This is a genomic window from Micromonospora sp. USAFONa4 (assembly GCF_057197825.1).
In genome coordinates, this window is record NZ_CM170072.1 from 1815188 (window position 1) to 1841012 (window position 25825).

Sequence of the window (25825 nt, forward strand, 5' to 3'; positions counted from 1 at the left end):
GCCGGCGGGGTCGCCGGTCCGGGAGCGGTCATGCAAGCAATGTAGTGCCCGCAGGCTCAGCGGTAAGGACCAGCGGCCCGATCGCTGGCGGCCGGGACGACGTCCCCGCCCGGGGCGGCGGTGGCGAGCGCCTCGTACGCCGACGGTTCGTCGAGCGACTCGGCGAGCAGCGGCACGGCGGTGATCTTGACGTCGAAGCCGCCCAGCGCCCGCCGGTAGGTGCCGACCGACTCCCACTCGGTGACCAGGCACCAGTGCCGGGGGTCGTCCAGCGCACGCACCAGTTGGCCGCGCAGGTAACCGGGGCGGGCCGCGAGCGCGGCGAGGGCGGCGTGCGCCCGCTCGGTGAACTCGTCGGCGACATCGACGTCCACCACGAACCGGTTCGTCACCAGCACGGGGTTCCTCCTCGTAGAGTCTGTGGGATGCAGCGTACGCAGAGCCGGATGCCGGCCCGGTTGGCCCGGGCGAACCCGACGACGGTGTTCCTGGTCACCCTCGTGCTGGTGCTTGTCGCGTTCTTCACCCCCGGCGTGGTCGGCGGGCTGTTGACCCTGCTGCTCGCCGCGGCCGTTGCCGCGCTGCTGGTCACCACCTGGTCGGTGCAGACGGTGCCGACCCGGGTGATCCGGCTGGTGGCGCTCACCCTGCTGGTCACCGCGGGCCTGGTGAAGCTCCTCTGACATGCAAGCATGCGTTTTTGACAATCATTATCGTTGTCGCGGACAGTTCACGACATGAACATCCGCTCCGCCCCGCGCACCCTGGCCGTCGCCACCACCGCCCTGCTCGCCCTGGGTGGCGTCACGGCCTGTTCCGACGACGGCACGACCGGCGCCGACCCGCAGCGGGTCGACGTGGTGGCCGCCTTCTACCCGCTGCAGTTCCTCACCGAGCGCATCGGCGGCGACGCGGTGAAGGTGAGCAACCTGGTCAAGCCGGGGGCGGAGCCGCACGACCTGGAGCTGAACCCGGGCCAGGTCGGCCAGGTCGCCGAGGCGGAGCTGGTCGTGCTGCTCAAGGGCTTCCAGCCGGCGCTGGACGAGGCCGTCGAGCAGAACGCCAAGGACCGCGCGTTCGACGTGTCGACCGTGCAGCCGCTGCTGGACGCCGCCGCGGGCGGCCACGACCACGACCACGAGGGTGAGGAGCACGCCCACCCCGAGGAGTCGGGCAAGGCCGAGGAGCCCGGCCACGAGGAGGGCGGCGCCAAGGACCCGCACCTCTGGCTGGACCCGACCCGCCTCGCCACGGTGGGCGACAAGCTCGCCGAGCGGCTCGGCCGGGCCGACCCGGACCGCGCCGCCGACTACACGGCCCGCGCCAAGGCGCTGCGCGTCGAGCTGGAGAAGCTGGACGCCGAGTTCACAGCCGGGCTGAAGACCTGCCAGCGGCGGGAGATCGTGGTGAGCCACACCGCCTTCGGCTACCTGACCGGGCGCTACCAGCTGGAGCAGATCGGCATCACCGGGCTGAGCCCCGACAACGAGCCGTCCCCGCAGCGCCTGGCCGAGGTCGCCCAGGAGGCCCGGGAGCACAAGGCCACCACGATCTTCTTCGAGACGCTGGTCAGCCCGAAGGTGGCCGAGACCATCGCCGCCGAGGTCGGCGCGAAGACCGCGGTGCTGGACCCCCTGGAGGGGCTGTCCCCCGGCGGCGGCGACTACCTTTCGGTGATGCGCACCAACCTTGCGACCCTGAGGACGGCGTTGAGCTGCTCGTGACAACCCCAGTCATCACCGTCGCGCACGGGGTGGTCGGCTACGACGGCCGCCCCGTGCTGCGCGACGTCTCGCTGACCGTGACCGCCGGCGAGGTGGTCGCGGTGCTCGGCGCCAACGGCTCCGGCAAGTCCACCCTCATCCGCGCCGCGCTCGGCCTGGTGCCGCTCAGCTCCGGGTCGGTCACCCTCTTCGACCGCCCGTTGCGCCGCTTCCGGCAGTGGCACCGCATCGGGTACGTCCCGCAGCGCCTCGGCGCCGGCAGCGGCGTACCGGCCACCGTCCGCGAGGTGGTGGCCTCCGGCCGGCTCGCCCGGCGCGGGGTGCTGCGCCCGGCCGGCGCGGCGGACCGGGCGGCGGTGACCGCCGCGCTGGAGGCGGTCGGGCTGGCCGACCGGGCCCGCGATCCCGTGGCCACCCTCTCCGGCGGGCAGCAGCAGCGCACCCTGATCGCCCGGGCCCTGGCCGGCCAGCCGGAGCTGCTGGTCCTCGACGAGCCGACCGCCGGGGTCGACGCCGCCAGCCAGGAGGCGTTCGCCGAGGCGCTGCACGGCTTCGTGGCCGGCGGTGGCACGGTGCTGCTGGTGGCCCACGAACTCGGGCCGCTGCGGCCGCTGATCAGCCGGGCGGTCGTCGTACACCAGGGTGGGATCTGTCACGACGGCGCGGTGCCCGAGCCCGCCGGCCACCACGCGGAGCCCGACCACGACCACGTGCACCCGCACGGTCCCGACGAGCCCGCCGGGCTGTGGAGCAGCTGAGATGGAACTCTTCCAGTACCCCTACATGCAGCGGGCCCTCATCGGCGCGCTGATCATCGGCCTGGCCGCCCCGGCGCTCGGCATCTACCTGGTGCAGCGGAAACTCGCCCTGATCGGCGACGGGGTCGGGCACGTGGCGCTCACCGGCGTCGGCGCGGGCCTGCTGCTCAACCGCTCCCCCGTGCTCGTCGCGGTGGCCGTGGCGACCGCCGGCGCGATCACCATCGAGCTGGTCCGCGCCCGTGGGCGCACCTCCGGCGACCTGGCCCTGGCCCTGCTCTTCTACGGCGGCATCGCCGGCGGCGTGACGCTGGTCGGGCTCTCCGACAGCACCAGCGCCAACCTCAACGCCTACCTGTTCGGGTCGCTGACCACGATCTCCCCGCAGGACCTGACCACCATCGCGGTGCTCGGCGTCGCGATCGGGGTGACCATGCTGGCGCTGCGCCCGGCCCTGTTCGCGGTCTGCCATGACGAGGAGTACGCCCGCGTCTCCGGCCTGCCGGTGCGCACGCTCAACCTGCTGCTCGCCGTGGCCACCGCCGTCACGGTGACGATCGCCATGCGGGCCGTCGGGGTGCTGCTGATCAGCGCGCTGATGGTGGTGCCGGTGGCCACCGCGCAGCAGGTGACCCGGGGGTTCCGCAGCACGATGGCGGCGGCGATGGCGCTCGGGCTCTTCGCCGCCGGCTCCGGGGTCTGGGTGGCCGCGAACGCCGACACCGCCCCCGGCGCCTCGGTGGTGCTGATGGCGATCGCCTCGTTCGGGGTGGTCGCGGTCCTCGGCGCGGCGTGGCGGACGCTGCGCAGGCGGCGCACCCCCGCCGCCGCGCCCGCGCCGGAGCCGCACGAGGTCGTGCTCCACTGATCCTGGTCAGCGCCGTGTCGGTGGGATTGGTTACCGTTACAGGGTGACCGACGGATCAGGCTACGACGCCTTCGAGGGCGCGAGCGAGCTGCTGCGTGCCCTCTCGGCACCGATCCGGCTGGCCATCGTCAGCGAGCTCGCCGAGGGCGAGCGCTGCGTGCACGAGCTGGTCGACAAGCTCGGCGCCGCCCAGCCGCTGGTCTCCCAGCACCTGCGGGTGCTGCGGGGCGCCGGCGTGGTGCGCGGCTCCCGGCGGGGTCGCGAGATCGCGTACGCGCTGGTCGACGAGCACGTCGCACACATCGTGGCCGACGCGGTGAGCCACGCCGGGGAGGGATCATGATCATGACGGGTTCCACGGTCCGCAACACCCGGCAGCGCTCGGCGGTGAGCGCGCTGCTCGGCGAGCTGGAGGGCTTCCACAGCGCGCAGGAGCTGCACGCGATGCTGCGCGAGCGCGGCGAGCGGGTCGGGCTGACCACCGTCTACCGCACGCTCCAGGGGCTCGCCGACACGGGCGAGATCGACGTGATGCGCCCGCCGGGCGGCGAGCACCTCTACCGCCGGTGCAGCGAGGGCCACCACCACCACCTGGTCTGCCGGACCTGCGGCCGCACCGTGGAGGTGGCGGGGCCGACGGTGGAGAGCTGGGCCGAGCGGGTCGCGGCGAAGCACGGCTACGCCGACGTCAGCCACACCCTGGAGATCTTCGGCACCTGCCCGGCCTGCGCGAGCTGACCCCGCCCGTAGCGCAGTCCGCCGGGTCCGCCCGTAGCGCTGGCCACCGCCCGCCCGCCGCGGCGGGCGCGGGTCCGACCGTTGCGACGTCCACCGGCCCCGTTGCGTCGGCGCCCGCCGTCCGCCGGGCGGAGTGCCGTCGTTCGCGCCGTGCCAGGGGCCCGCGCACGTGGCACGCTGTCCGGCGTGAAGATCTACGCCGATCGTTTCCCGACCGCCGTCCGACAGTTGATCACCGACCTGCTCGTCGTCGCCTGGGTGTACGGCGCGATCCGTGGCGCGCTGTGGCTGCACGACCTGGTCCAGAAGCTCGCCGTACCCGGACAGAAGCTGGAGGGTGCCGGCGGCGGCCTGGCCGACAACCTGGCCGACGCCGGCGGCAAGGTCGGCCGGGTGCCGCTGGTCGGCGACGAGCTGACCGCGCCGTTCGAGCGGGCCGCCACCGCCGCCCGCTCGCTGGCCGAGGCGGGCCGCGACCAGCAGGAACTGGTCGACCAGCTCGCCCTCGCGCTGGCCGTCGCCGTGCTGGTCTTCCCGCTCGGCCTGGTGCTCTTCGGCTGGCTGCCGCTGCGGGTGCGCTGGATGCGCCGCGCCGGCTCGGCCGCGAAGCTGGCCGCCGCGCCCGCCGGCCGGGACCTGCTCGCCCTGCGCGCGCTGGCCACCCAGCCGCTGGGCCGGCTGACCCGGATCGCCCCCGACGTGGCCGAGTCGTGGCGGCGCGGCGACGACGCCACCGTCGACGCCCTGGCCGCCCTGGAACTACGCCACCTCGGCCTACGCGCCAATCGCTGACCCCTGCCTCACCCGCCCCGGCCCAGCCCAGCCCAGCCCAGCCCGGCGATCATGCAGTTATGGCGCCCGGAACGACCACTCTCGTCGCTTCTATGAAGCTCCACAACTGCATGATCGACGCCAGAGTGAGGGGGCGGGGCGGGGAGGCTGGTCAGGAGGAGGGTGGGGGCGGGGGTGGGATGCGGCGGCGGGTGTCGGCGGCGGTGGACGGGCCCGGCGACCAAGGGGCCACCCAGGGGAGGTCGTCGGCGGGGGTGATCACGCCGTCCTCCAGCGCGGCGTAGCGCCCGGCCAGGATCCGCTTCGCGGCGGCCGTGTCGACGGAGTCAGTGTTGTCCCACAGGGCGGTGAAGAGCGCGTCGACGCGTACCCGGGCCTGCCGGCAGAACAGGTCGGCCAGCTCGACGTTCTCGGGGCGGGTGTCCCGCTCGGCGTAGGCGCGCACGCAGACCGCCGACATCGCGAACAGCTCCGCACCGATGTCCACCACCCGGCCGAGGAACGCCTGCTTGCGCTCCATCTTTCCCTGCCAGCGGGACATCGCGTAGAACGTCGAGCGGGCAAGCTTTCGCGAGGCGCGCTCCACCTGCCGCAGGTGGCCGGCGAGCGGGCCGAACTCGGCGTACGCCGATGGGCGCTGCCCCCGGCCGACGGCGAGGGTGGGCAGCCACCTCGCGTAGAACGCGCCCGCCCGCGCCCCGGCCTTCGCCTTGCGGCCCAGCCCGGCGTCCGGGTCGATGATGTCGCCCGCGACCGACAGGTGCGCGTCGACCGCCTCCCGGGCGATGAGCAGGTGCATGATCTCGGTGGAGCCCTCGAAGATGCGGTTGATCCGCAGGTCGCGCAGCAGCTGCTCGACGGCGGCCGGTCGCTCGCCCCGCGCGGCGAGGGAGTCGGCCGTCTCGTAGCCGCGACCGCCCCGGATCTGCACCAGCTCGTCGGCGATCTTCCAGGCCATCTCGCTGGCGTAGAGCTTGACCAGCGCCGCCTCGATCCGGATGTCGTTGCGGTCGTCGTCGGCGAGCAGGCAGCAGAGGTCCAGCATGGTCTCCATGCCGTACGTCGTCGCGGCGATGAAGGACAGCTTCTGGGCCACCGCCTCGTGCTCGCCCACGGGCCGGCCCCACTGCACCCGGTCTACGGCCCACTCCCGGGCCACGTTCAGCGCCCACTTGCCGGCGCCGACACACATGGCCGGCAGCGACAGCCGTCCGGTGTTCAGGGTGGTCAGCGCGATCTTCAGGCCCTTGCCCTCGCCGCCGATGACGTTCTCCTTCGGTACGAAGACGTCGTGGAAGCGGGTCAGGCTGTTCTCCAGGCCGCGCAGGCCGATGAAGGCGTTGCGCCGTTCGACCGTGATGCCCTCGCTGTCGCCCTCGACGACGAAGGCGGTGATCCCGCCGCGCCGCCCCTCGGCGGCGGGCACCCGGGCCATCACCACGAGCAGGGAGGCGACGGTGCCGTTGGTGGCCCACAGCTTCACGCCGTTGAGGCGGTAGCCGGTGCCGTCGGGCGTGGGCTCGGCGGTGGTGGCCAGCCGGGCCGGGTCGGAGCCGACGTCCGGTTCGGTGAGCAGGAACGCCGACACCTCACCTGCGGCGAGCCGGGGCAGGAAGCGCTGCTTCTGCTCGGCGGTGCCGAACATCTTCAGCGGCTGCGGCACCCCGATCGACTGGTGTGCCGAGAGCAGCGCGCCGATCGCCGGGCTGACCGAGCCGGCCAGCATGAGCGCCCGGCAGTAGTGCAGGTTGCTGAGCCCGAGCCCGCCGTACGACCGGTCGATCTTCATGCCGAAGGCGCCGAGGCGGGCCATTCCTTGGAACACCTCGTCCGGGATGGACGCGTCCCGCTCGATCGCGGCACCGTCCACCTCGGAGGCCAGGAACTCGCGGAACCGGCCGAGGAACTCGTCGGCGCGGGCGACGTCCGCCGGGTCGGAGCGCGGCCAGGGGTTGATCAGGTCGAGCCGGAACCGGCCGAGGAAGAGTTCCTTGCCGAAGCTGGGACGGTCCCAGGAGGACTCCCGGGCCGCCTCGGCGACCTGTCGGGCCTCCTTCTCGGAGACCTGGCCGGCCTCGGTCGGCAGGGGTCCGGCCGCGCCGGCAGCGGGCGGGGTGTCGGCGGCGGCAGGCGGGTTGCCGGCGGCCGCAGGCGGGGCGTCTGGCGATGGCGGCGGCTGGTCGGCGCCTGATCCGTCGGGCGTGGGTCGGCTGTTGTGTGTCGCGGTCACGGCGGCCCCCTCGAACCTCGGTCCGGATGCGTCAACGTGCTCGACGAACAGCACGCTACCCCCGGGTGTTACCCAGGGGTAGCGATTGGTAAATATCGAGTTGTGTCGACCTTCGTCAGTCGCTGAGGGACCGTGGCTCGTTCTCGTCGTCGTCGTCATCGTCGTCGTCGCCCCAGTTGCGGCGGGAGAACGGCAGGAACGCCCAGAAGGTGAGGAACCAGAGGCCGGTGAGGCCGCTGAGCACCAGGGCGATGCTCCGGTCCAGCACGAAGTCGGTGATCAGCAGCACCGCGCTGACCATCGAGATCAGCATGAAGGCGAGCCCGCCGCTGGCCATCCGGTGGGCGAACCGGACCAGCTCCGGCTTGCGGCCCTGCCGGAACAGCGCGCGGTGGAACGCCACCGGAGAGATGATCATCGCGGTGGCGGCGGCCGCGGCCAGCAACGCGACGATGTAGACGTCCTTCTGGAAGCCGCTCGTACGGGTGAAGCCGTTGCTGAACGGCAGGGTGAGCAGGAACGCGAAGAGGATCTGCACGCCGGTCTGGGCGACCCGAAGCTCCTGGAGCAGGTCGGCGAAGTTGCGCTGCCAGCGCTGCTTCTCGGTTTCCTTGGACACGCGCTACCTCCGGTCAGACGGTACTGCCGGCGGGGGCGGCCGGCGGCAGCATCGCTGATGCCCCACCCGTCGACGCGCGAAACCGACTCACGTCACTGTCTGGCGCGCCGGTTCCGGGTCGACCGTCATGCGGCCGGCCGTAGCCACAAGGCGTCAGGAGCCGCGGCGGATCCGGCCCGCGTACCGGGCCTCGAGGGCGTTGTTGTGCTCGTCGCCCCCCGCGATGTTGGCCGACAGGTAGACCGGGGGCCGCTCTCCCGCCGCCAGCAGCCGCGCCACCACCTCGACCGTGATCTGCTGCGCCAGCAGCGCCGCGGTGATCGACGAGACCGCGCCGACCGCGCCCCCGCCGGGCAGTGGCAGCGTCGCGTCGCCGTACGGGGCGCCGTTGTCGAGCACCACGTCGGCGAAGTCGGCGAGCTTGCGTCCCGACGGGTGGCGCGAGGTCATCTGCCCGGAGTGCTGCGCCGAGGTGATCGCGACCAGCCCGTGGCCCTTCTCCCTGACCAGCGACGCGAACTCCACCATCGCGCCGTTCACGCCCGAGTTGGAGGCGAGCACGAAGACGTCCCGGGGGCCGACCGGGGCCAGTTCGTAGAGGCGGTGCGCCACCGCCGGGTCGCGCTCCAGCAGCGGCCCGAGCACGTCGACCGGGGCGCCGCCGAGCAGCACCAGGTCCCGCAGGGCGATGCGGTTCGTCGGGACCAGCCCGCCGGCCCGCCCGGCGATCTCCATGGCCAGCGCCTCGGAGTGGCCGGTGCCGAACGCGTGGACCACGCCGTCGGCGCGTACCGCCTCGGCGATCAGGTCGGCGGCCCGTCCCACCGCCTCGCGCTGGCTCTCGGCGACCCGGTGCATCGTGTCGGTCACCACGGCCAGGAAGTCCTCGGCCTTCACCGTCGTGTCTGCTCGGTCCATGTCGTACCTCCGTCAGGGGTGGGCCCGGCGTCCGCCGGCCGGTGTCGCGGGGAAGGTCAGACCGGGTCGTGCACCCGGGCCAGGATCGCCTCGGCCAGCGCGGCGGGCGCCTCGTCGGGGATCCAGTGGCTCACCCGGGGCAGCTCGACGAAGCGGTAGTCTGCGGTCACGTGCTCGGCGCACGCCTCGGCGGCGGTCCGGCCGATCGCGATGTCGCGACCGCTCCAGACGTACGTGGTCGGCACCGCCACCGGCCCGGTGGCGGCCAGGTCCCGGCGGGACATCGCGCGGTACCAGTTCAGGGCGGCGGTCAGCGCACCCGGCTCGCGCATCGGGTCCGCGTACGAGGCCACCCGCGCGTCGTCGCCGACCCCGTGCAGCATCCGGCGCAGCCCGGTCGCGCCCAGCACCAGCAGCGCCTTCTCCGCCGTGCCCGGCTTGCGGAACACCGTCATGTACGCCGAGCGCGCCTTCTGCCCCGCGTCCTCGGCCAGCGCCCACGCCATGGCGGCGGGGTGCGGCACGGAGACCGCGGTCAGCGTGCGGACCCGCTCGGGATGGTGGGCCGCGACGGCCCAGGCCACGACCGCGCCCCAGTCGTGCCCCACCAGGTGCGCCGCGTCGACGCCCAGCGCGTCGAGTACGCCCACCGCGTCGGCGACCAGCTCCGGCAGCCGGTACGCCTCGACCGCCTCGGGCCGGGCACCCGGCGAGTAGCCGCGCTGGTCCGGCGCGTACGTGCGCAGGCCCGCGGCGTGCAGCGCGGGCACCACGTCGTCGAACTCCCCGCCGTGCTGGGGGAAGCCGTGCAGCAGCAGGACGGGCGTGCCGCCCTCCGGTCCGCCGACGCGGACGTCGAACGTGAACCCCCGGGCCTCGATCCGCATGATCGTGAGCCTACCCAGCGCCGCACCCGGCCGCCCGGGACTGCCGGGCCCACCTGTCACTCGTACTGTTGCCGGGGAACGGGCACCTGCCGCCAGGACTCCACGTCCAGGTAGGGAATCTCGGCGTCGTTGACCGGGTCGCGGGCGATGCGGTCGCTGTAGCGGCCCGTCACCTCGATCCAGGTGTCGTCGGCGAGCCCGTCGGGGGCGGCGCCGGTCAGGCCCAGCTTGACGGGCCGCCCGTCTGCGGCGCAGCAGGAGAGCACCATCCGGGCCAGCAGCGGCCGGCCGTCGGGGCCGGTGGTGACGAAGCCGGTCAGCTGGACCCGGCGCTCGCCGATCGAGGTGCCCCGGTCGAACAGGGCCCGGGAGGCGTAGTCGAGCACGGCCACCCGCACCGGGTCGCCGGCGGGCAGCGGCGGGTAGTCGGACGGCTGCTGCCGGGTGGTGACGGCGGTGCCGGCCTGCCCGGCCGCGTACGAACCCAGGGCCGGCGGGGCGACCAGCAGCAGGCCCAGTACGGGCAGGATCAGCAGCCAGCCGACCCGCGGCTCGCGATGCCCGTGCCCGTCGTCACCGCCGTGCCCGCCGTCGCCGTCGCCGTCGTGGTCGTGGTCGTGGTCGTGGTCGTGGTCGTGGTCGTGGTGAGCGTCGGGGCCGGGTGTGCGCCGGGGCCGCCATCCACCGGCCGGGCCGTCGTGGTGGCCGGCGGGCGTGCGCCGAAGGAGCGGGCGCAGCTCGTAGAAGAGGGTCATGACCGCGGCGGCCACCAGCAGCAGGCCGGCGGCGATCAGGAAGGGCCGCAGCCCCTCCTTGACGTAGCGCAGGTGCAGGTCGGTGAGGCTGGCCCGGACCACCGCACCGCCGAGCAGCAGCAGGACGACCGCCTGCGCCTGCCGGTTCACAGCAGCACCGCCCCGGTCGCGGCGGCCACGGCGACGGCCACCGCGAAGGTGGTCGGGGCGAACCGCAGCGCGAACCGCCGGCCGAAGACTCCGGCCTGCATCGAGATGAGCTTGAGGTCGACCATCGGCCCCACCACCAGGAAGACCAGTCGGGAGGTCAGCGAGAACTGCGACAGCGAGGCGGCGACGAAGGCGTCCGCCTCGGAGCAGAGGGAGAGCAGCACGGCCAGCACGGCCAGCGCGAGCACCGACAGCACCGGCTCGTCGGCGAGCGTCTGCAACCAGCGCTCCGGCACCACGACGTTGATCGTGGCGGCGGCCGCCGCGCCGATGACCAGGAAGCCACCGGCGTGCGTGACGTCGTGCCGGACCGCCCCCCAGAACGCCTGCCCGCGCGGGCCGCCGTCCAGCTCCGGCCGGCGCGGCAGCCGGATCCAGTCGGCCCGGCCGAGGCGCAGCCACAGCCAGCCCATGACCATCGCCACGAGCAGGCTCGCGACGGCCCGCCCGAGGACCATCGCCGGGTCGTCGGGGAAGGCCACGGCGGTGGCGGTGAGCACGATCGGGTTGATCGCCGGGGCGGCGAGCAGGAACGCCAACGCGGCGGCCGGGGTGACCCCGCGCCGGATCAGCGACCCGGCGATCGGCACCGCCCCGCACTCGCAGCCGGGCAGCACCACGCCGGCCGCGCTGGCCACCGGCACCGCGAGCGCGGGGTGCCGCGGCAGCGCCCGGGCCCAGAACGACCGGGGCACGAAGACGGCGATCACCGCGGAGAGCAGCACCCCGAAGACCAGGAACGGCACCGCCTGCACCATGACCGAGACGAAGACGGTGGTCCAGGTCTGCAACCGGGGCGCGGAGAGGGCCCGGGCGAGCGGCTCGCGGAAGACGACCAGCAGGATCAGCAGGCCGGCGAGGACCTCCACCGACCCGACCCGCCGGTCCGGGCCGCGGGGCGCCGCCGGCCTCTCCTCGCGTACGCCCGGAGCGGCCACGCCCACCGCACCCGGGTGCGACCCGTCCGGCGCGCGACGGTCAGCCTCGGATGTCACGTACGTGTCCCTCTGCCGGTTCTCCAGTGGCCGCCCGAGGGTACCGGGCCGGAACGGACGGCGTCGATCGACCGCGCTGGTGAGCTGCGGAAAGATCACTTTGCCCGATGATCTTCAAAGGTGTTAGCGTCGGGCCACAACTTCACATCCGACAGGGGAGCGCACAGCGCTGAGAGTGCGGGCACCGCCCGCAGACCCTCGAACCTGATCTGGGTAATGCCAGCGCAGGGAGTTCGGTCGACCTCCAGCCGCGTCGACGTCCGGCACGTTCCGGGCGCGGCGTGCGTCTTCTCCTGGTTCTCGTTCGGGACTGGGAGCAATCATGCGAGACAACAACACCGCCACCCGGTGGCGTACCGTCGACGTCGTCGTCGCGGCCGTGATCGCGGTGGCCTTCGGCGTCATCTTCTGGGCCTGGGGCCTGCTGTGGCGGGCCGTCGACCCGGCGTTCGCGTTCTTCCCCGCCAGCCAGGCGATCATGTACGGCGTCTGGCTGGTTCCGGCCGTCCTCGGCGGTCTGGTGATCCGCAAGCCCGGCGCGGCGCTCTTCTGCGAAGCGGTGGCGGCGACGGTCTCCGCGCTGCTCGGTTCGGAGTGGGGCGGCGTCACCATCGTCCAGGGCCTGATCCAGGGGCTCGGCGCCGAGCTGGCCTTCGCCGCGTTCCGGTACCGCTCGTTCCGGCTGCCCACCGCGCTGATCGCGGGCGCGCTGACCGGCCTCGGCGCGGCCCTGTTCGACTTCTTCGTCTGGAACACCGAGTACGCGCTGGGCAGTTACCGGATCCCCTACGCCCTGCTCACCATCGTCAGCGCCACGATCGTCGCGGGTGCCGGCGGCTGGGCCCTGACCCGCGCCCTGGCCACCACGGGCGCCCTGGACCGCTTCCCCGCCGCCCGAGACCGCACCCCAATCTGACCCCCCACCCCCACCCCCACCACCCGGCCGCGTTGATCATGAAGTTGTTGCCACGACACGCCGTGCCGGACGACAACAACCTCATGATCAACGCCCGCGGGCGGGCAGGAAGGAAGGGGGCGGCGTGGGGGCGGTGACGTTGCGGGGGTTCGGGTGGCGGCATGCCGGGCGCCGGGCCTGGGCCGTGCGCGGGGTGGACCTGCGCGTGGAAGCCGGGGAGCGGGTGCTGCTGCTGGGGCCCTCCGGGGCCGGCAAGAGCACGCTGCTCGCCGCGCTGGCCGGGCTGCTGCCCGAGGACTCGGGCGAGCAGGAGGGCACCGTCGAGATCGACGGGCTCGACCCCCGCAAAGGCCGGGAGCGGGTCGGCATCGTCTTCCAGGACCCGCAGACCCAGCTCGTGATGGCCCGCAGCGGTGACGACGTGGCGTTCGGGCTGGAGAACCGCGGCACCCCCGCCGGGGAGATCTGGCCCCGCGTCGACGAGGCGCTGACCCGGGTCGGCTTCCCGTACCCCCGCGACCGCCCCACCGCCGCGCTCTCCGGCGGCGAGCAGCAGCGGCTCGCCCTGGCCGGGGTGCTGGCCCTGCGCCCCGGCCTGCTGCTGCTCGACGAGCCGACCGCCAACCTCGACCCGACCGGTGCGGCGCTGATCCGGGCGGCGGTGGCCGGCGCGCTCGACGCCGACACCACGCTGGTCCTGGTCGAGCACCGCGTCGCTGAGGCGTTGCCCCTGGTCGACCGCGTGGTCGTGCTCGAACCGGGCGGCGGCGTCCGCGCCGACGGCACACCCGAGGCCGTCTTCGGCACGCACGGCGACACGCTCGCCGACGAGGGCGTCTGGGTGCCCGGCCGCCCGGTACCGCCCCGCCACGCGACCGCGCCGCCCGGCGACGTGTTGCTCACCGCCGACCGGCTCGGTCTGCCGCCCCGGCTGGCCCCCGTCGACCTGGCGGTACGCGCCGGCGAGGCGCTCGCCGTCGTCGGGCCCAACGGGGCCGGCAAGTCGACCCTCGCCCTGTTGCTGGGCGGACTGCTCAAGCCCGGGGCCGGCCGGATCGCGGCGACGACGGCACTGGCCGGTGGAGACGCCCGCACTCCCCCGCACCGCTGGCGCGCCCCGGCGCTGGCCCGCCGGATCGGCTCGGTCTTCCAGGACCCGGAGCACCAGTTCGTCACCAACACCGTCTTCGACGAGCTGGCGCTCGGCCCGCGCCGCACCGGTCAGCCCGAGGCGGTGGTCCGGGCCACCGTCGACACCCTGCTGTCCCGGCTGCGGTTGACGAAACTCGCCGCCGCCAACCCGTACACCCTCTCCGGCGGGGAGGCGCGGCGGCTGAGCGTGGCGACCGCCCTGGCCACCGCGCCCCGCCTGCTCATCTGCGACGAACCGACCTTCGGCCAGGACCGGCGGACCTGGCTGGAGCTGGTGGACCTCTTCGCCGAGCTGCGCGACGCCGGGCACGGCCTGGTCGCCGTCACCCACGACCCGGAGTTCGTCGCCGCCCTGGCAGATCGCCGCCTCACCCTGGAGCGCCCGTGACCAGCGTTCGAACCGCCGCACCGGTCACCCACCCAGACCGCCGCCCCAGCCTGAGGGCGGACGTGACCAGCGTCCGAACCGCCGCACCGGTCACCCACCCGGACCGCCGCCCCGCGCTGGAGCGGGCGTGATCAGTTTCGAGCCGGTCGCCGCGCCGGAGGCGTTGCTGGCCCGGCGCAACCCGGTGGCCAAGCTCGCCGCGGCGCTGGTGTTCTCGTTCATCCTGATCGCCACCCTGGACCCGGTGGCCCCGGCCATCGCGATCGCCGTCGAGTTGGCCCTGCTGCCGCTGTTCGGGGTCCGTCTCCGGGTGTTGGCGCGGCGGGCCTGGCCGCTGCTCGTCGGCGCGGTCGGCGTGGTGGTGACGCTGGTGCTCTTCGCGGCCGAGCGCTCCGGCCGGGTGCTGGTCGAGGCCGGCCCGGTGGTGGTCACCTCCGGGGTGCTGCTCACCGCGCTCGGCCTGGTGCTGCGCATGTTCGCGGTGGCGCTGCCCGGCGTGATCGTCTTCGCCACCACCGACCCGACCGACCTGGCGGACGCGCTGATCCAGAACGCGAAGGCGCCGGCCCGGTTCGCCATCGGGGCGCTGGCCGCGTTCCGGCTCGTGCCGCTGCTGGGACAGGAGTGGCAGATGATCTCCATGGCGCGTCGCGGCCGGGGGATCGAGGCCGGCCGCAACCCCCTGGCGAAGCTGCGGCTGTTCGTGTCGACGGCCTTCGCGCTGCTCGTCGGGGCGATCCGCCGGGGCACCCGGCTGGCCGTGGCGATGGACGCCCGGGGCTTCGACGCCGGGGTCCCGCGCACCGTCGCCCGGCGACAGCGCTTCGTCGCCGCCGACGGCCTGCTGATCGCCGGCGCGGCGGTGCTCGCCGGGGCCGCGCTGACCGTCAGCGTGCTGCTCGGCACCTTCCGCCCGCTGATCGGCTGACGCCGCCCGTTGGTCGGCGGGCGGGGCCGGGTGGAGGCGCATGCCCGGGTGGTCGAGCGCGTGCGGGCGGGCGGGCCGGGTGGAGGCGCCGGTGACGACGGCTCCACCCGGCCGGCACCGTCAGCTGCGCCGGAAGGCGTACCGGCGGGCCTGCCCGGCCTTCTGGCCGCGCAGCGCGCCGGAGCGGCCGGCGCCGGAGACCGGCGGACCGGCCTTCGGCGCCGCCGGCCGGTCGACCGGCAGCGCCGGCACGACCGGCGCGACCGCCACCTCGTCGAGGTTGACGGGCGTCAGGTCCGCGACGGACGGCGTGGGGACGGTGGTACGGGACTTCTTCGGGTTGCGCCTGGCGGGCATCCGGTGCCTCCTCGGTCTGCGGGCCCTGCCGCACCGGAGCGACGTCCGGTGACCGGGGCCCGTCTCGTTCGGCGACCGTCACGCGACGGTCGGGCGGGATCGGGACAGCTGCCCGGGATCGACCACGAGAAGCACCGCCGTCGACGGCAGGTGCGGGATGCGGACGCCCGGGAGCACGCGGACCCGCGGCGATGCGGCGGGTCGGCTCGGAAGTGGGGCGTCAGTTGCGCATGCCCACACGCTAGCCGCCCCACCGTTCGCGCGCAGCCGAATTACCGGCGGGGTCCGCGACCGGCCGGTCGCGCCTCCGCAGAGGCCGCCCGGCGCAGGATCGTCGGCCGGCCCTCGCGCCCTTCGGAGTGACCGCCACGTGGCGGTGACGGGGTGCCCGACACGCCTCCGGGACGCCCGCCCGGGCGATACGGTCGCACCGGCGGGTGTCGACGGCGGAGGGCGGACGGATGGCCGGGCGGGCGACAGCACGGATCGGCGTGACCGGGCTGGCGGTGATGGGCCGGAACCTGGCCCGCAACCTGGCCCGCAACGGTTTCCCCGTGGCGGTGCACAACCGGTCACCGGAGCGCACCCGCAGCCTCGTCGCGGAGCACGGAGACGAGGGGACCTTGCTGCCCGCCGAGTCGATGGCCGACTTCGTCGCGTCGCTGGAGCGGCCCCGCGCGGTCATCGTGATGGTCAAGGCGGGCGGCCCCACCGACGCCGTGGTCGACGAGCTCGTCCCACTGCTCGACGCGGGCGACATCGTTGTGGACTGCGGCAACGCGCACTTCGCCGACACCCGCCGGCGGGAGGAGGCGCTACGGGCCCACGGCCTGCACTTCGTCGGCACCGGCGTCTCCGGTGGCGAGGAGGGCGCCCTGCGCGGCCCGAGCATCATGCCGGGCGGATCCGCGGAGTCGTACCGCACGCTCGGGCCGATCTTCGAGCGGATCGCCGCCCAGGTGGACGGGGTGCCGTGCTGCCGGCACATCGGGCCGGACGGCGCCGGGCACTTCGTCAAGATGGTGCACAACGGCATCGAATACGCCGACATGCAGCTCATCGCGGAGGCGTACGACCTGCTGCGGGCCGGACTGGGCGCGCAGCCGGCGGAGATCGCGGAGATCTTCCGTGGCTGGAACTCCGGCGAGCTGGAGTCCTTCCTGATCGAGATCACCGCCGACGTGCTGGCGCACACCGACGCGGCCACCGGGCGGGCGTTCGTGGACGTCGTGCTGGATCGCGCCGAGCAGAAGGGCACCGGCCGCTGGACGGTGCAGAGCGCGCTCGACCTGGGCATCCCCATCACCGGTATCGCCGAGGCGACCTTCGCCCGCTCGCTGTCCGGGCACGCCGACCAGCGCGAGGCGGCCCGGCGGGCGTTTCCGGACGCGGGCGCGACCTGGCGGGTCGAGGACCCCGACGTCTTCGTCGAGGACGTCCGCCGCGCCCTGCTCGCCTCGAAGATCGTCGCGTACGCGCAGGGCTTCGACCACATCCGCGCCGGCTCCCGCGAGTACGACTGGGGCATCGACCTGGGCGGCACCGCCACGATCTGGCGGGGCGGCTGCATCATCCGGGCGCGCTTCCTCGACCGGATCCGCCAGGCGTACGACGAGCGGCCCGACCTGCCGACGCTGCTGGTGGCGCCGTGGTTCGCGGACACCGTGAACGACGGCGTGCCGAGCTGGCGGCGGGTGGTGGCCGACGCGGCGCAGGCGGGCGTGCCGGCTCCGGCCTTCGCCTCGTCGCTGGCGTACTTCGACGCGCTGCGCGCCCAGCGGCTGCCGGCCGCCCTGATCCAGGCGCTGCGGGACAACTTCGGGGCGCACACCTACCAGCGCGTGGACCGCGAGGGCACCTTCCACACCCGCTGGCCCACCGACCGCACCGAAACCAGAACCTGACCCGAACCCCCGACCCGCGGGCCGATCATGCACTTCTGGTGGCCGGAACGCCCCGGTGTGGGGCTTTCGCGGGGCACCACGACTGCATGATCGACGACGGGTCGGGGGTGGGGTCAGGGCACGGGGTGCGGGTTTGCGGGTGGTGGTCAGAAGAAGCGGCGGCGCTTCGCCTTTTGCGGGCGGAGCATGTCGGCGCCCTTGTTGAGCAGGCGGCTCACCCCGGTCGGGCCGCGGCGGGACTCCAGCGTGTGGCTGAGCCGGCGCGCGCCCGCCGCCGCCAACGGCACGGCGACGGCCATCATCGCCCACTGGGCAATACGCTTCTGGATCATGTGGGTTCACCTCCGTCGGTGGCTGCTGACCACCGTGGTACCCCGTACGACCGGGCGGTAAGCCTCAGGCGGGCGGCGGGGCGACCGGGTTGGGCAGCGCGCCGCCGAAGCGACGGTCCCGCTGCGCGTACAGCTCGCAGGCGTACCAGAGGTGGCGGCGGTCGAAGTCGGGCCAGAGCGTGTCGAGGAAGATCAGCTCGGCGTACGCGGTCTGCCAGAGCAGGAAGTTCGAGATCCGCTCCTCGCCGGAGGGACGCAGGAACAGGTCCACCTCGGGGATCTCCGGGTGGTAGAGGTACTTCGCGACGGTCTTCTCGTTGACCTTCCCGGGGTCCAGCCGGCCCGCCGCCACGTCGCGGGCGATGGCGGCGGCGGCGTCGGCGATCTCGGCCTGACCGCCGTAGTTGACGCAGAACTGGAGGGTCAGGGTCGAGTTGCCCCGGGACATCTCCTCCGCCGTCTGCAACTCGGAGATGACGCTCTTCCAGAGCCGGCCGGCCCGGCCGGACCAGACCACCCGCACCCCCAGGTCGACCAGCTGGTCACGGCGGCGGCGGATGACGTCGCGGTTGAAGCCCATCAGGAACCGGACCTCGTCCGGCGAGCGCCGCCAGTTCTCGGTGGAGAAGGCGTACGCCGACAGGTAGGGGATGCCCATCTCGATGGCGCCCTCGACCGTGTCGAAGAGGGAGAACTCCCCCGCCTCGTGGCCCTTGGTGCGGGGCAGCCCGCGATCCTTGGCCCACCGGCCGTTGCCGTCCATCACCACGGCGACGTGCTTCGGCACCGCGTCGGCGGGCAGCGCCGGCGGCCGGGCGCCCGACGGGTGCGGAGTCGGCGGCACCGGCTCGCGACGCCCGGCCCTCATCGATCGGATCACTCGGTTCTCCCCCTGTTCACACCGTCCGCACCGGACCCGACGCCGGGCGGCGGCGGGACCGGGCCGGCCCCCGGGGCGCCCCGGTCGACCAGCGGCAGCGAGCGTAGCGCGCGCTCCAGGTGCCACTGCAGGTGTGCCGCGACCAGGCCGCTGCACTCCCGGCGTACGCCGGTCTCGGTGGCGTCGGCGACCCGCCAGTCGCCGCTGGTCAGCGCGGACATCAGGTCGATGGTGGCCGGGGCCGGATGCGCCGCGCCGGGCGGCCGGCAGTCCGGGCAGACCGCGCCCCCGGCCGGTACGGAGAACGCCCGGTGCCGCCCCGGCGTGCCGCAGACGGCGCAGGCGGTCAGCGCCGGCGCCCAGCCGGCGAGCGTCATGCCCCGCAGCAGGTACGCGTCGAGCACCAGGGTGGTGGCGTGGCTGCCCTCGGCGAGCGCCCGCAGCGCGCCCAGGGTGAGCTGGAACAGCCGCAGCGAGGGCTCCCGTTCGACGGGGGTGAGCCGCTCGGCGGTCTCGGCGATCGCGCTGGCCGCCGTGTAGCGGGGATAGTCGCCGAGGAACCGCTTGCCGTAGAGGTCGATGCCCTCGACCTGGCTGACCGTGTGCAGCGAGCTGCCGTGGTTGCCCTTCGGGTCGCCGGCGAGCTGGAGGTCGACGTGACCGAACGGCTCCAGCCGGGCCCCGAACTTGCTGGTGGTGCGGCGGATCCCCCGGGCCACCGCGCGGAGCCGGCCGTGCCGGCGGGTGAGCAGAGTGATGATCCGGTCGGACTCGCCGAGCTTCTGCACGCGCAGGACCACCGCGTCGTCGCGGTAGAGCTGTCGGCGGTACCCGGCCATCGGACCATTCTCTCGGGGTGCGGAATCAGGGTCAGCTCGGGGTGTCCGCGCGCGGAACCCCGATGCGCGGGGGTCGTCACGCCTCGTAGCGTGCTCGCATGGCTCTGCACCGCACCGCCGCCGCGCTCGCTGCGGCCACCACCCTGATCGTCGCCGCCGGGTGCGACAACCTGTCCTTCCGCCGGCTCGACTACGACAACACCGAGGCGGTCCGGATCAACAGCATCCGGGTGCTTCCGGGGGCCGGCGACGTGACCGTCCGCGCCATCGGCGCGCAGGACGAGGTGCGGATCAAGCGGGTGGTGCGCTACCAGGGCGGTCAGCCCGACGCGACGTACGAGGTCAAGGGCGGCGAACTGGTGCTGGACACCGACTGCGGTTCCCGGTGCAGCATCTCCTACGAGGTCACCGCCCCCGACGGGGTGAGCGTGAAGGGCGAGACGGGCTCCGGTGACGTCGACCTGAGCAGGGTGGGCCCGGTGGAGATGCGGCTCGGCTCGGGCAACATCCGGGTGACCGCCTCCAGCGGCCCCGTACGCGCGGAGACCGGCTCCGGCAACATCCAGGTGGCCGGCGCCGGCGGGCCCGTACGCGCCCAGACCGGCTCCGGCAACGTCGAGGTGGAGGAGGTCGCCGCCGCGGCCACGCTGCGTACCTCGTCGGGCGACATCACCGGGCACCGCCTCGGCGGCGGGGTGGACGCGGAGACGGGCTCCGGGGACATCACCGTCGACCTCACGACGCCGGCCTCGGCGCGGGTGCACGCCTCCAGCGGGAGCGTCGATCTGGTCGTGCCAACGGGCCGCTACCGGGTCCGCTCCACCACCGACGGCGGCGACGCCGAACTGGGCGTCACCGACGACCCGTCCGCCACGCTGGTGCTCGACCTCTCCACCGGCAGCGGCGACATCACGCTCACCCAGCGTTGATCTCGACGGTCTCCGGCTCGCGCGTGGCCCGGGGCGCCGGCACCACCGCCCGCCCGCTGACCGGTCCGCCGGCCCCGCCGTCGACCGCGTGCCGGGTGGCCGGTCCGCCGGCCCTGCCGTCGGCGGGCGCGCCGACGGTGGCCGGGCCGGGACGGGCCCGGCCAGGGACCAGCTCCGGCGGCCTGCGGGCGGCCACGTCCTCCACCCAGCCGACGAGGGCGGTCACCGCCGCGACCAGCGCGAAGACCAGCGCCACCCGGATCGCCAGGCCGAGCGGGTCCTGGTGCGACCAGCCCACCACGTCGACCAGTGGGGTGAGCGCCACCACGAACGGCATGTGCCACAGGTAGACGGTGAGCGCCCGCCGGTTGAACATGGTCACCACCCGGCCGAACGCGGCGCTGCGGTCCACCCAGGGTGCGCTCGCCGGCCCCCGACCGAGCAGCACGAGGACGAAGGCCGCCGACCAGAGAGCGTTGCCCAGGGGGTTGTCGTTCAGGTCGTACCCGCGCGGTCCGGGGTGGGTGACGATCCAGGCGGCCCCGGCGGCGGCGAGGGCCAGCGCGACCGGGACCAGCACCCGGTTGGCGAGGCGGCGCAGCATGCCGGCCTGGTGGGCGAAGCCGAGCAGCCAGGCCCCGAAGTAGAGCCCGAACTGGTGCAGCGCCACCGGCAGCGCCGGGAGCAGGCCCAGTTCGGCCGCCGCGAGCAGGGCGTACGGGGCGATCAGGGTGGGCACCGGGGCGCGCCGGAACAGCCAGAGGGCCACCGGCGAGGCGAGCACGAACCAGAGGTAGTCGCGCAGGTACCAGATGACGCTGAGCGCGATCGCGCCCCAGCCGTTGGCCGGCGGGTCGGCGATGGGGAAGAGCCAGAGCAGCACCTTCGGGCTCAGCGGCAACCCGGTGAGCAGCATCGCCGGTACGAAGACGGCGGCGAGCACCCACAGCGACGGCAGCAGGCGCCGCAGCCGGCGCACGACCGCCCCCGGCCCCCACCGGTGCAGTGAGGCCGCCATCAGCGAGCCGGCGAGCGCGAACATCACCGACATCGCCGGGAAGACGAGGGTCAGCGTGGCCCAACCGGTGACGTGGTAGACGACGACTCGAACGATGGCCAGGAAGCGGAGCAGGTCCAGGTATCGGTTTCGCATCAGCCTGCATCTATGTCCGGGGATACGGGGGCTGTCCTACCCCCTACCCTCCGGGCCGAGCACGCCAAACAGAAGGGAACCCACCAGAAGGTGACATCTCCCATACGTCCGACCGATACCGATCATGCGTCGGACGGGCTCTGGGCCGGAACGCGGCACGTCCCGGCCCTTGGCGTCAGAAGCCCAGCTTGCGCAGCTGCTTCGGATCCCGCTGCCAGTCCTTCGCCACCCGGACGTGCAGGTCGAGGTAGACCCGGGTGCCGAGCAACTCCTCGATCTGCTGGCGGGCGGTGGTGCCGACGTGCTTGAGCCGGCTCGCCCGGTGGCCGATCACGATCGCCTTCTGGCTGGGGCGCTCGACGTAGACGTCGGCATAGATCTTCATGAGCCGGCCCTCGGGGACCATCTCCTCGACGACCACCGCGATGGAGTGCGGCAGCTCGTCGCGGACGCCCTCCAGGGCGGCCTCCCGGATCAGCTCGGCGACAAGCACCTGCTCCGGGTCGTCGGTGAGCATGTCGTCGGGGTAGAGCTGGGGCGACTCGGGCAGGTAGCCGGTCATCACGTCGACCAGGGTGTCCACCTGGTGCCCGGAGACCGCGCTGACCGGCACCACCTCGGCGAACTCGCCCAGCTCGCTGACCGCGAGCAGTTGCTCGGCCAGCCGCTTGCGGTCCACCAGGTCGGTCTTCGTGACCACCGCCAGCACGGTGGCCTTCAACTCGGCCAGCTCGCCGGTGATGAACCGGTCGCCCCGCCCGATCGGCTCGTCCGCCGGGATGCAGAGGCCGATCACGTCGACCTCGCTCCAGGTCTGCCGGACCAGGTCGTTGAGGCGCTCGCCGAGCAGCGTACGGGGGCGGTGCAGGCCCGGGGTGTCGACCAGCACGAGCTGGGACTCCGGGCGGTGCAGGACGGCCCGGATGATGTGCCTGGTCGTCTGCGGCTTGTTCGAGGTGATGGCGATCTTCTGCCCGACGATCGCGTTGGTCAGCGTCGACTTGCCGGCGTTCGGCCGGCCGACGAAACAGGCGAACCCGGCCCGGTAGGGGCGCGGCTGGAGATCGCTCACTCGACCACCGTGCCGAGGACGGACCCGTCCGGGGCGGCCACGTGGATCGGCGCGTCCGCGGCGAGGTCGCGTACCGCCGCGTGCCCCGCGCCGTCCAGCGTCGACGCCTCGGTCACCACCACGGCGGCCTCCAGCCGGGTCGCGCCGGCCGCCACCGCGGACGCCACCGCGAGCTGGAGCGCGGTGATCGTCAGCGAGGGCAGCGACACGCTGGCCGCCGCGTACGTCCGACCGTCCTGGTCGCGGACCGCCGCGCCCTCCACGGCGCCCACCCGGCCACGCGCGCCCCGCGCCAGGACGACCAGCTTGCCGTCCTCGGCGCTCAGCTCGACCGGGTCGGACGGGGTGGGCCGGGCGGCCGGTACGGCGGGTGACTCAGGCATCGGCGGGTTGCCTCTCCTCGGATCGGTTCGTGTCGTCCCGGGGCTCGGCGTGCTCGCCACGCCCCGGGCCGTTCTGCGTGTCGGTCGACTCCGCCCGGCTCACCAGCACGGTGTCGATCCGGTTGCGTCGGCCGGTGGTGCCCTCGGCGACCAACTGGAGCCCGGCGACCTCGACCTGCGCCCCGGGGATCGGGACCCGGCCCAGGGACTGGGCCAGCAGGCCGCCGACGGTCTCCACCTCGTCGGTGGGGAGGTCGGTGTCGAACAGCTCGCCCAGATCCTCCACCGGGAGCCGCGCGGTCACCCGCACCGCCCCGTCGTCGAGGTGCTCGACCGGCGGGCGCTCGACATCGTACTCGTCGGTGATCTCGCCGACGATCTCCTCCAGGATGTCCTCGATGGTGACCAGCCCGCCGGTGCCGCCGTACTCGTCGACGACGATGACCAGGTGGTTGCGGGCGGCCTGCATCTCCGAGAGCAGGTCGTCGACCGGCTTGGACTCGGGCACGAAGGTGGCGGGGCGCATCAGCTCGGCGACCGGGAGCTGCCGGTCCTCCGGGGCACCGCCCTGGGTCCGCCGGATCAGGTCCTTGAGGTAGAGCACGCCGAGCACGTCGTCGACGCTCTCGCCGATGACCGGGATCCGGGAGAAACCGGAGCGCAGGAAGAGCGCCAACGCCTGGGAGAGCGTCTTGCGTTCCTCTATCCACACCATCTCGGTACGCGGCACCATCACCTCCCGGGCGATGGTGTCGCCGAGCGCGAAGACCGAGTGGATCATCTGCCGCTCGCCGTGCTCCACGACACCGCGCTGCTCCGCCAGGTCGACCAGCTCGCGCAGCTCCACCTGGGTGGCGAACGGCCCCTCCCGGAAGCCCCGGCCCGGCGTGACCGCGTTGCCGATCAGGATCAGCAGCGAGGCGAGCGGGTTGAGCGCCCGGCCCAGCCAGCGGACCAGCGGGGCGACGGACCGCCCGACCACGTACGCGTGCTGCCGGCCGATGGTCCGGGGGCCGACCCCGACCACCACGAAGCTGATCACGGTCATCGCGCCGGCGGTGACCAGCGCCGCGCGCCAGCCCGCGCCGAAGGTGTCGACCGCGACCAGCGCCACCAGGGTGGTGGCGGTCAGCTCGGCGAGCAACCGCAGCAGGAGCAGGAGGTTGAGGTGGCGGACCACGTCCCCGGCGACGGCCTGGAGCGTCCGTGCGCCCCGCGCGCCGTCGCGGGCCAGCTCGGCGGCGCGGGCGGGCGAGACCGCGGCGAGAGCCGCTTCGGTCATGGCGATGAGGCCGGCCAGCACCACCAGGCCGGCCGCGAAGACCAGCAGTTGCAGGTCGGGCAGGCCGGTGGCGGCGGCCGCCAGTGTCGGGGTGGCCATCACCGGGACCGGGTCGACCGCCAGCTCGCCAGCAGCCGGGCCTGGAGGGCGAACATCTCCCGTTCCTCCTCCGGCTCGGCGTGGTCGTAGCCGAGCAGGTGCAGCACCCCGTGCACGGTGAGCAGGTGCAACTCGTCGGCGGCGGCGTGACCGGCGGTGGCCGCCTGCTTGGCCGCCACCTCCGGGCAGAGCACGATGTCGCCGAGCAGTGCGGGCTCGCCGCCGGCGGCGGACGTCTCACCGGGCCCGTGGTCGACGCTGCCCTCGTCCATGGGGAAGGCGAGCACGTCGGTCGGGCCGTCGCCGCCCATCCACCGGTGGTTGAGCTCGGTCATGTAGTCGATGTCGACCAGCAGCACGGACAGCTCGGCGAGGGGGTTGACCCCCATCTCGTCGAGGGCGTGCCGGGCCACGGCGAGCACGGCGTCGGTGTCGACGTCGACACCCGACTCGTTGGCGATCTCGATGGACAACAGTCTTCCCTCGGTCTAGCGGCGCCGGCTGGCCCGGCCGCCCTGGGCGGACCGCCCCGGCACGGCGTGCACGCTCTGCGCCTGCTGGTTCTCCCGCTCGTCCCAGCGGGCGTACGCGTCGACGATCTCCCCGACCAGCCGGTGGCGGACCACGTCGGAGCTGGAGAGCTCGGCGAAGTGCACGTCCTCCACGTTCTCCAGGATCTCCCGGACCACCCGCAGGCCGCTGGTCGTGCCGCCGGGCAGGTCCACCTGGGTGACGTCACCGGTGACGACGATCTTGGAATTGAAGCCGAGCCGGGTGAGGAACATCTTCATCTGCTCGGGCGTGGTGTTCTGCGCCTCGTCGAGGATGATGAAGGCGTCGTTCAACGTGCGGCCCCGCATGTACGCCAGCGGCGCGACCTCGATCGTGCCCGCCGCCATCAGCTTGGGGATGGAATCCGGGTCGAGCATGTCGTGCAGCGCGTCGTAGAGCGGGCGCAGGTAGGGGTCGATCTTCTCGTTGAGCGTGCCGGGCAGGAAGCCGAGCCGCTCCCCCGCCTCGACCGCCGGCCGGGTCAGGATGATCCGGTTGACCTGCTTGGCCTGCAACGCCTGGACGGCCTTCGCCATCGCCAGGTAGGTCTTGCCGGTGCCGGCGGGGCCGATGCCGAAGACGATGGTGTGCGCGTCGATCGCGTCGACGTAGCGCTTCTGCCCCAGCGTCTTGGGACGGATGGTGCGGCCGCGCCGGGAGAGGATGTTGAGCGTCAGGACCTCGGCGGGCCGCTCGGCGCCGCCCTGCTCGAGCATGCCGACGGTACGCCGTACGGCGTCAGTGGTCAGGGTCTCGCCTTTCTCGATGAGTTCCAGCAGCTCGCTGAAGATCCGCTCGGCGAGGGCGTTGTCGGCGGGGGCGCCGGTGATGGTGATCTCGTTGCCCCGGACGTGCACGTCGCTGTCGACCGAGCGCTCGACCAGTCGCAGGATCTCGTCACCCGCGCCGAGCAGGTTGACCATGATCTTGGAATCCGGGACGGTGATCCTGGTCTGCACCCGGGGCGGGCCGGGAGGTGGGGTGCCGGTCATAGGTCGGGCCGAGGGGCCCTGCGCACCTGCTCTCGATCTCGGCGCCGGCCTGCTGGCGCGGCGCGCTGACGTTACCGCCATCTTATCTTTCCAACAGCGGTGGCACCCTGCCCATTTCCGCGCGTGGGGCACGGGCGGACCGGTCACCTCGTCCGCGGCCCGGGCGGACCGGA

The 25825-nt window shown here is 73.7% G+C and carries 30 protein-coding genes and 1 riboswitch; of the genes, 13 read left to right on the top strand and 17 right to left on the bottom strand.

The features are described 5' to 3' along the window. Nucleotides 1–56 precede the first annotated feature (56 nt). On the bottom strand, nucleotides 57–398 hold the full coding sequence (locus tag AC0OO9_RS07460) for an antibiotic biosynthesis monooxygenase family protein (protein WP_311414944.1): 342 nt from the start codon (nucleotides 396–398) through the stop codon (nucleotides 57–59). A gap of 27 nt (nucleotides 399–425) precedes the next feature. On the opposite strand from AC0OO9_RS07460, the gene AC0OO9_RS07465 reads away from it, so the two are divergent. The 7 genes from AC0OO9_RS07465 to AC0OO9_RS07495 all read left to right on the top strand — a co-directional run bounded on the left by AC0OO9_RS07465 (nucleotide 426) and on the right by AC0OO9_RS07495 (nucleotide 4880). Continuing rightward, the gene (locus AC0OO9_RS07465; RefSeq protein ID WP_132240385.1) at nucleotides 426–683 is read left to right on the top strand and encodes a hypothetical protein; all 258 of its coding nucleotides are present in this window, start codon (nucleotides 426–428) and stop codon (nucleotides 681–683) included. 54 nt (nucleotides 684–737) lie between these two features. Continuing rightward, nucleotides 738–1724, top strand: coding sequence for a metal ABC transporter substrate-binding protein (locus tag AC0OO9_RS07470; RefSeq protein WP_484516547.1), 987 nt, complete (start codon nucleotides 738–740; stop codon nucleotides 1722–1724). Beyond that, the gene (locus tag AC0OO9_RS07475; protein WP_484516548.1) at nucleotides 1721–2482 is read left to right on the top strand and encodes a metal ABC transporter ATP-binding protein; all 762 of its coding nucleotides are present in this window, start codon (nucleotides 1721–1723) and stop codon (nucleotides 2480–2482) included. Before AC0OO9_RS07470 ends, AC0OO9_RS07475 begins: the two co-directional genes overlap by 4 nt. A 1-nt stretch (nucleotide 2483) precedes the next feature. After that, a complete protein-coding gene (locus AC0OO9_RS07480; RefSeq protein WP_132240388.1) occupies nucleotides 2484–3350 on the top strand; it encodes a metal ABC transporter permease in 867 nt (288 codons plus the stop codon). 43 nt (nucleotides 3351–3393) lie between these two features. Next, nucleotides 3394–3693 (top strand): ArsR/SmtB family transcription factor, encoded by a 300-nt coding sequence (locus tag AC0OO9_RS07485; protein ID WP_088998913.1) that lies wholly within the window; start codon nucleotides 3394–3396, stop codon nucleotides 3691–3693. Nucleotides 3694–3695: 2 nt separating this feature from the next. Beyond that, on the top strand, nucleotides 3696–4088 hold the full coding sequence (locus AC0OO9_RS07490) for a Fur family transcriptional regulator (RefSeq protein WP_396888872.1): 393 nt from the start codon (nucleotides 3696–3698) through the stop codon (nucleotides 4086–4088). Between the two features lie 186 nt (nucleotides 4089–4274). Continuing rightward, nucleotides 4275–4880 carry a hypothetical protein gene (locus tag AC0OO9_RS07495; RefSeq protein WP_484516551.1) on the top strand — a complete coding sequence of 202 codons (606 nt, stop codon included), beginning with the start codon at nucleotides 4275–4277 and terminating at the stop codon, nucleotides 4878–4880. Between the two features lie 151 nt (nucleotides 4881–5031). On the opposite strand, the gene AC0OO9_RS07500 is transcribed toward AC0OO9_RS07495, so the two are convergent. The 6 genes from AC0OO9_RS07500 to AC0OO9_RS07525 all read right to left on the bottom strand — a co-directional run bounded on the left by AC0OO9_RS07500 (nucleotide 5032) and on the right by AC0OO9_RS07525 (nucleotide 11437). Continuing rightward, nucleotides 5032–7110, bottom strand: coding sequence for an acyl-CoA dehydrogenase family protein (locus AC0OO9_RS07500; RefSeq protein WP_484516553.1), 2079 nt, complete (start codon nucleotides 7108–7110; stop codon nucleotides 5032–5034). Nucleotides 7111–7225: 115 nt separating this feature from the next. Further along, a complete protein-coding gene (locus AC0OO9_RS07505; RefSeq protein ID WP_484516554.1) occupies nucleotides 7226–7729 on the bottom strand; it encodes a DUF6328 family protein in 504 nt (167 codons plus the stop codon). Between the two features lie 153 nt (nucleotides 7730–7882). Continuing rightward, nucleotides 7883–8647 (bottom strand): sugar isomerase domain-containing protein, encoded by a 765-nt coding sequence (locus tag AC0OO9_RS07510; protein WP_132240392.1) that lies wholly within the window; start codon nucleotides 8645–8647, stop codon nucleotides 7883–7885. A gap of 56 nt (nucleotides 8648–8703) precedes the next feature. Next, nucleotides 8704–9534 (bottom strand): alpha/beta fold hydrolase, encoded by an 831-nt coding sequence (locus tag AC0OO9_RS07515; RefSeq protein ID WP_484516556.1) that lies wholly within the window; start codon nucleotides 9532–9534, stop codon nucleotides 8704–8706. Between the two features lie 56 nt (nucleotides 9535–9590). After that, the gene (locus AC0OO9_RS07520) at nucleotides 9591–10439 is read right to left on the bottom strand and encodes a TIGR03943 family putative permease subunit (protein WP_484516557.1); all 849 of its coding nucleotides are present in this window, start codon (nucleotides 10437–10439) and stop codon (nucleotides 9591–9593) included. Continuing rightward, nucleotides 10436–11437: a permease gene (locus AC0OO9_RS07525; RefSeq protein ID WP_484517879.1), complete on the bottom strand. Its 1002-nt coding sequence runs from the start codon at nucleotides 11435–11437 to the stop codon at nucleotides 10436–10438. Before AC0OO9_RS07525 ends, AC0OO9_RS07520 begins: the two co-directional genes overlap by 4 nt. 200 nt (nucleotides 11438–11637) lie before the next feature. Next, nucleotides 11638–11743, top strand: a riboswitch (TPP riboswitch). A gap of 73 nt (nucleotides 11744–11816) precedes the next feature. Between AC0OO9_RS07525 and AC0OO9_RS07530 the strand changes: the two genes are divergently transcribed. From AC0OO9_RS07530 to AC0OO9_RS07545, 4 genes are all read left to right on the top strand, one after another. Then, nucleotides 11817–12410: an ECF transporter S component gene (locus AC0OO9_RS07530; RefSeq protein ID WP_421453257.1), complete on the top strand. Its 594-nt coding sequence runs from the start codon at nucleotides 11817–11819 to the stop codon at nucleotides 12408–12410. 124 nt (nucleotides 12411–12534) lie between these two features. Beyond that, nucleotides 12535–13950: an ABC transporter ATP-binding protein gene (locus AC0OO9_RS07535; protein WP_484516559.1), complete on the top strand. Its 1416-nt coding sequence runs from the start codon at nucleotides 12535–12537 to the stop codon at nucleotides 13948–13950. Continuing rightward, complete coding sequence (locus tag AC0OO9_RS07540; protein WP_484516561.1) at nucleotides 13947–14081, top strand: hypothetical protein; 135 nt, start codon at nucleotides 13947–13949, stop codon at nucleotides 14079–14081. The genes AC0OO9_RS07535 and AC0OO9_RS07540 overlap by 4 nt, the downstream gene beginning before the upstream one ends. Then, complete coding sequence (locus tag AC0OO9_RS07545; RefSeq protein WP_484516563.1) at nucleotides 14078–14878, top strand: energy-coupling factor transporter transmembrane component T family protein; 801 nt, start codon at nucleotides 14078–14080, stop codon at nucleotides 14876–14878. Before AC0OO9_RS07540 ends, AC0OO9_RS07545 begins: the two co-directional genes overlap by 4 nt. A gap of 120 nt (nucleotides 14879–14998) precedes the next feature. Here AC0OO9_RS07545 and AC0OO9_RS07550 read toward each other — a convergent pair whose 3' ends face one another. Then, the gene (locus AC0OO9_RS07550) at nucleotides 14999–15235 is read right to left on the bottom strand and encodes a hypothetical protein (protein WP_357577595.1); all 237 of its coding nucleotides are present in this window, start codon (nucleotides 15233–15235) and stop codon (nucleotides 14999–15001) included. 461 nt (nucleotides 15236–15696) lie between these two features. Between AC0OO9_RS07550 and gndA the strand changes: the two genes are divergently transcribed. Beyond that, a complete protein-coding gene (gene gndA, locus AC0OO9_RS07555; RefSeq protein WP_484517880.1) occupies nucleotides 15697–17139 on the top strand; it encodes an NADP-dependent phosphogluconate dehydrogenase in 1443 nt (480 codons plus the stop codon). Nucleotides 17140–17285: 146 nt separating this feature from the next. Here gndA and AC0OO9_RS07560 read toward each other — a convergent pair whose 3' ends face one another. The 3 genes from AC0OO9_RS07560 to recO all read right to left on the bottom strand — a co-directional run bounded on the left by AC0OO9_RS07560 (nucleotide 17286) and on the right by recO (nucleotide 19190). Next, the gene (locus AC0OO9_RS07560; protein ID WP_484516565.1) at nucleotides 17286–17471 is read right to left on the bottom strand and encodes a hypothetical protein; all 186 of its coding nucleotides are present in this window, start codon (nucleotides 17469–17471) and stop codon (nucleotides 17286–17288) included. A 64-nt stretch (nucleotides 17472–17535) separates the two neighbouring features. Next, entirely contained in the window at nucleotides 17536–18339 is an 804-nt protein-coding gene (locus AC0OO9_RS07565; RefSeq protein WP_132240461.1) for an isoprenyl transferase, read from the bottom strand. Nucleotides 18340–18347: 8 nt separating this feature from the next. After that, entirely contained in the window at nucleotides 18348–19190 is an 843-nt protein-coding gene (gene recO / locus AC0OO9_RS07570) for a DNA repair protein RecO (RefSeq protein WP_484516567.1), read from the bottom strand. Between the two features lie 98 nt (nucleotides 19191–19288). Here recO and AC0OO9_RS07575 point away from each other — a divergent pair, with 98 nt between their 5' ends. Beyond that, nucleotides 19289–20119 carry a DUF4097 family beta strand repeat-containing protein gene (locus AC0OO9_RS07575; RefSeq protein WP_484516568.1) on the top strand — a complete coding sequence of 277 codons (831 nt, stop codon included), beginning with the start codon at nucleotides 19289–19291 and terminating at the stop codon, nucleotides 20117–20119. Here AC0OO9_RS07575 and AC0OO9_RS07580 read toward each other — a convergent pair. From AC0OO9_RS07580 to AC0OO9_RS07605, 6 genes are all read right to left on the bottom strand, one after another. Then, on the bottom strand, nucleotides 20106–21272 hold the full coding sequence (locus AC0OO9_RS07580; protein WP_484516570.1) for an acyltransferase family protein: 1167 nt from the start codon (nucleotides 21270–21272) through the stop codon (nucleotides 20106–20108). The two genes, AC0OO9_RS07575 and AC0OO9_RS07580, sit on opposite strands and share 14 nt — an antisense overlap. Nucleotides 21273–21447: 175 nt before the next feature. Continuing rightward, on the bottom strand, nucleotides 21448–22344 hold the full coding sequence (gene era, locus AC0OO9_RS07585) for a GTPase Era (RefSeq protein WP_421453276.1): 897 nt from the start codon (nucleotides 22342–22344) through the stop codon (nucleotides 21448–21450). Continuing rightward, complete coding sequence (locus AC0OO9_RS07590) at nucleotides 22341–22727, bottom strand: cytidine deaminase (protein ID WP_101412356.1); 387 nt, start codon at nucleotides 22725–22727, stop codon at nucleotides 22341–22343. The genes era and AC0OO9_RS07590 overlap by 4 nt, the downstream gene beginning before the upstream one ends. Continuing rightward, complete coding sequence (locus AC0OO9_RS07595) at nucleotides 22720–24132, bottom strand: hemolysin family protein (RefSeq protein WP_132240462.1); 1413 nt, start codon at nucleotides 24130–24132, stop codon at nucleotides 22720–22722. The genes AC0OO9_RS07590 and AC0OO9_RS07595 overlap by 8 nt, the downstream gene beginning before the upstream one ends. Then, nucleotides 24108–24581, bottom strand: coding sequence for an rRNA maturation RNase YbeY (gene ybeY / locus AC0OO9_RS07600; protein ID WP_132240405.1), 474 nt, complete (start codon nucleotides 24579–24581; stop codon nucleotides 24108–24110). Before ybeY ends, AC0OO9_RS07595 begins: the two co-directional genes overlap by 25 nt. A 15-nt stretch (nucleotides 24582–24596) precedes the next feature. Then, on the bottom strand, nucleotides 24597–25652 hold the full coding sequence (locus AC0OO9_RS07605; RefSeq protein ID WP_484516573.1) for a PhoH family protein: 1056 nt from the start codon (nucleotides 25650–25652) through the stop codon (nucleotides 24597–24599). Nucleotides 25653–25825 lie beyond the last annotated feature (173 nt).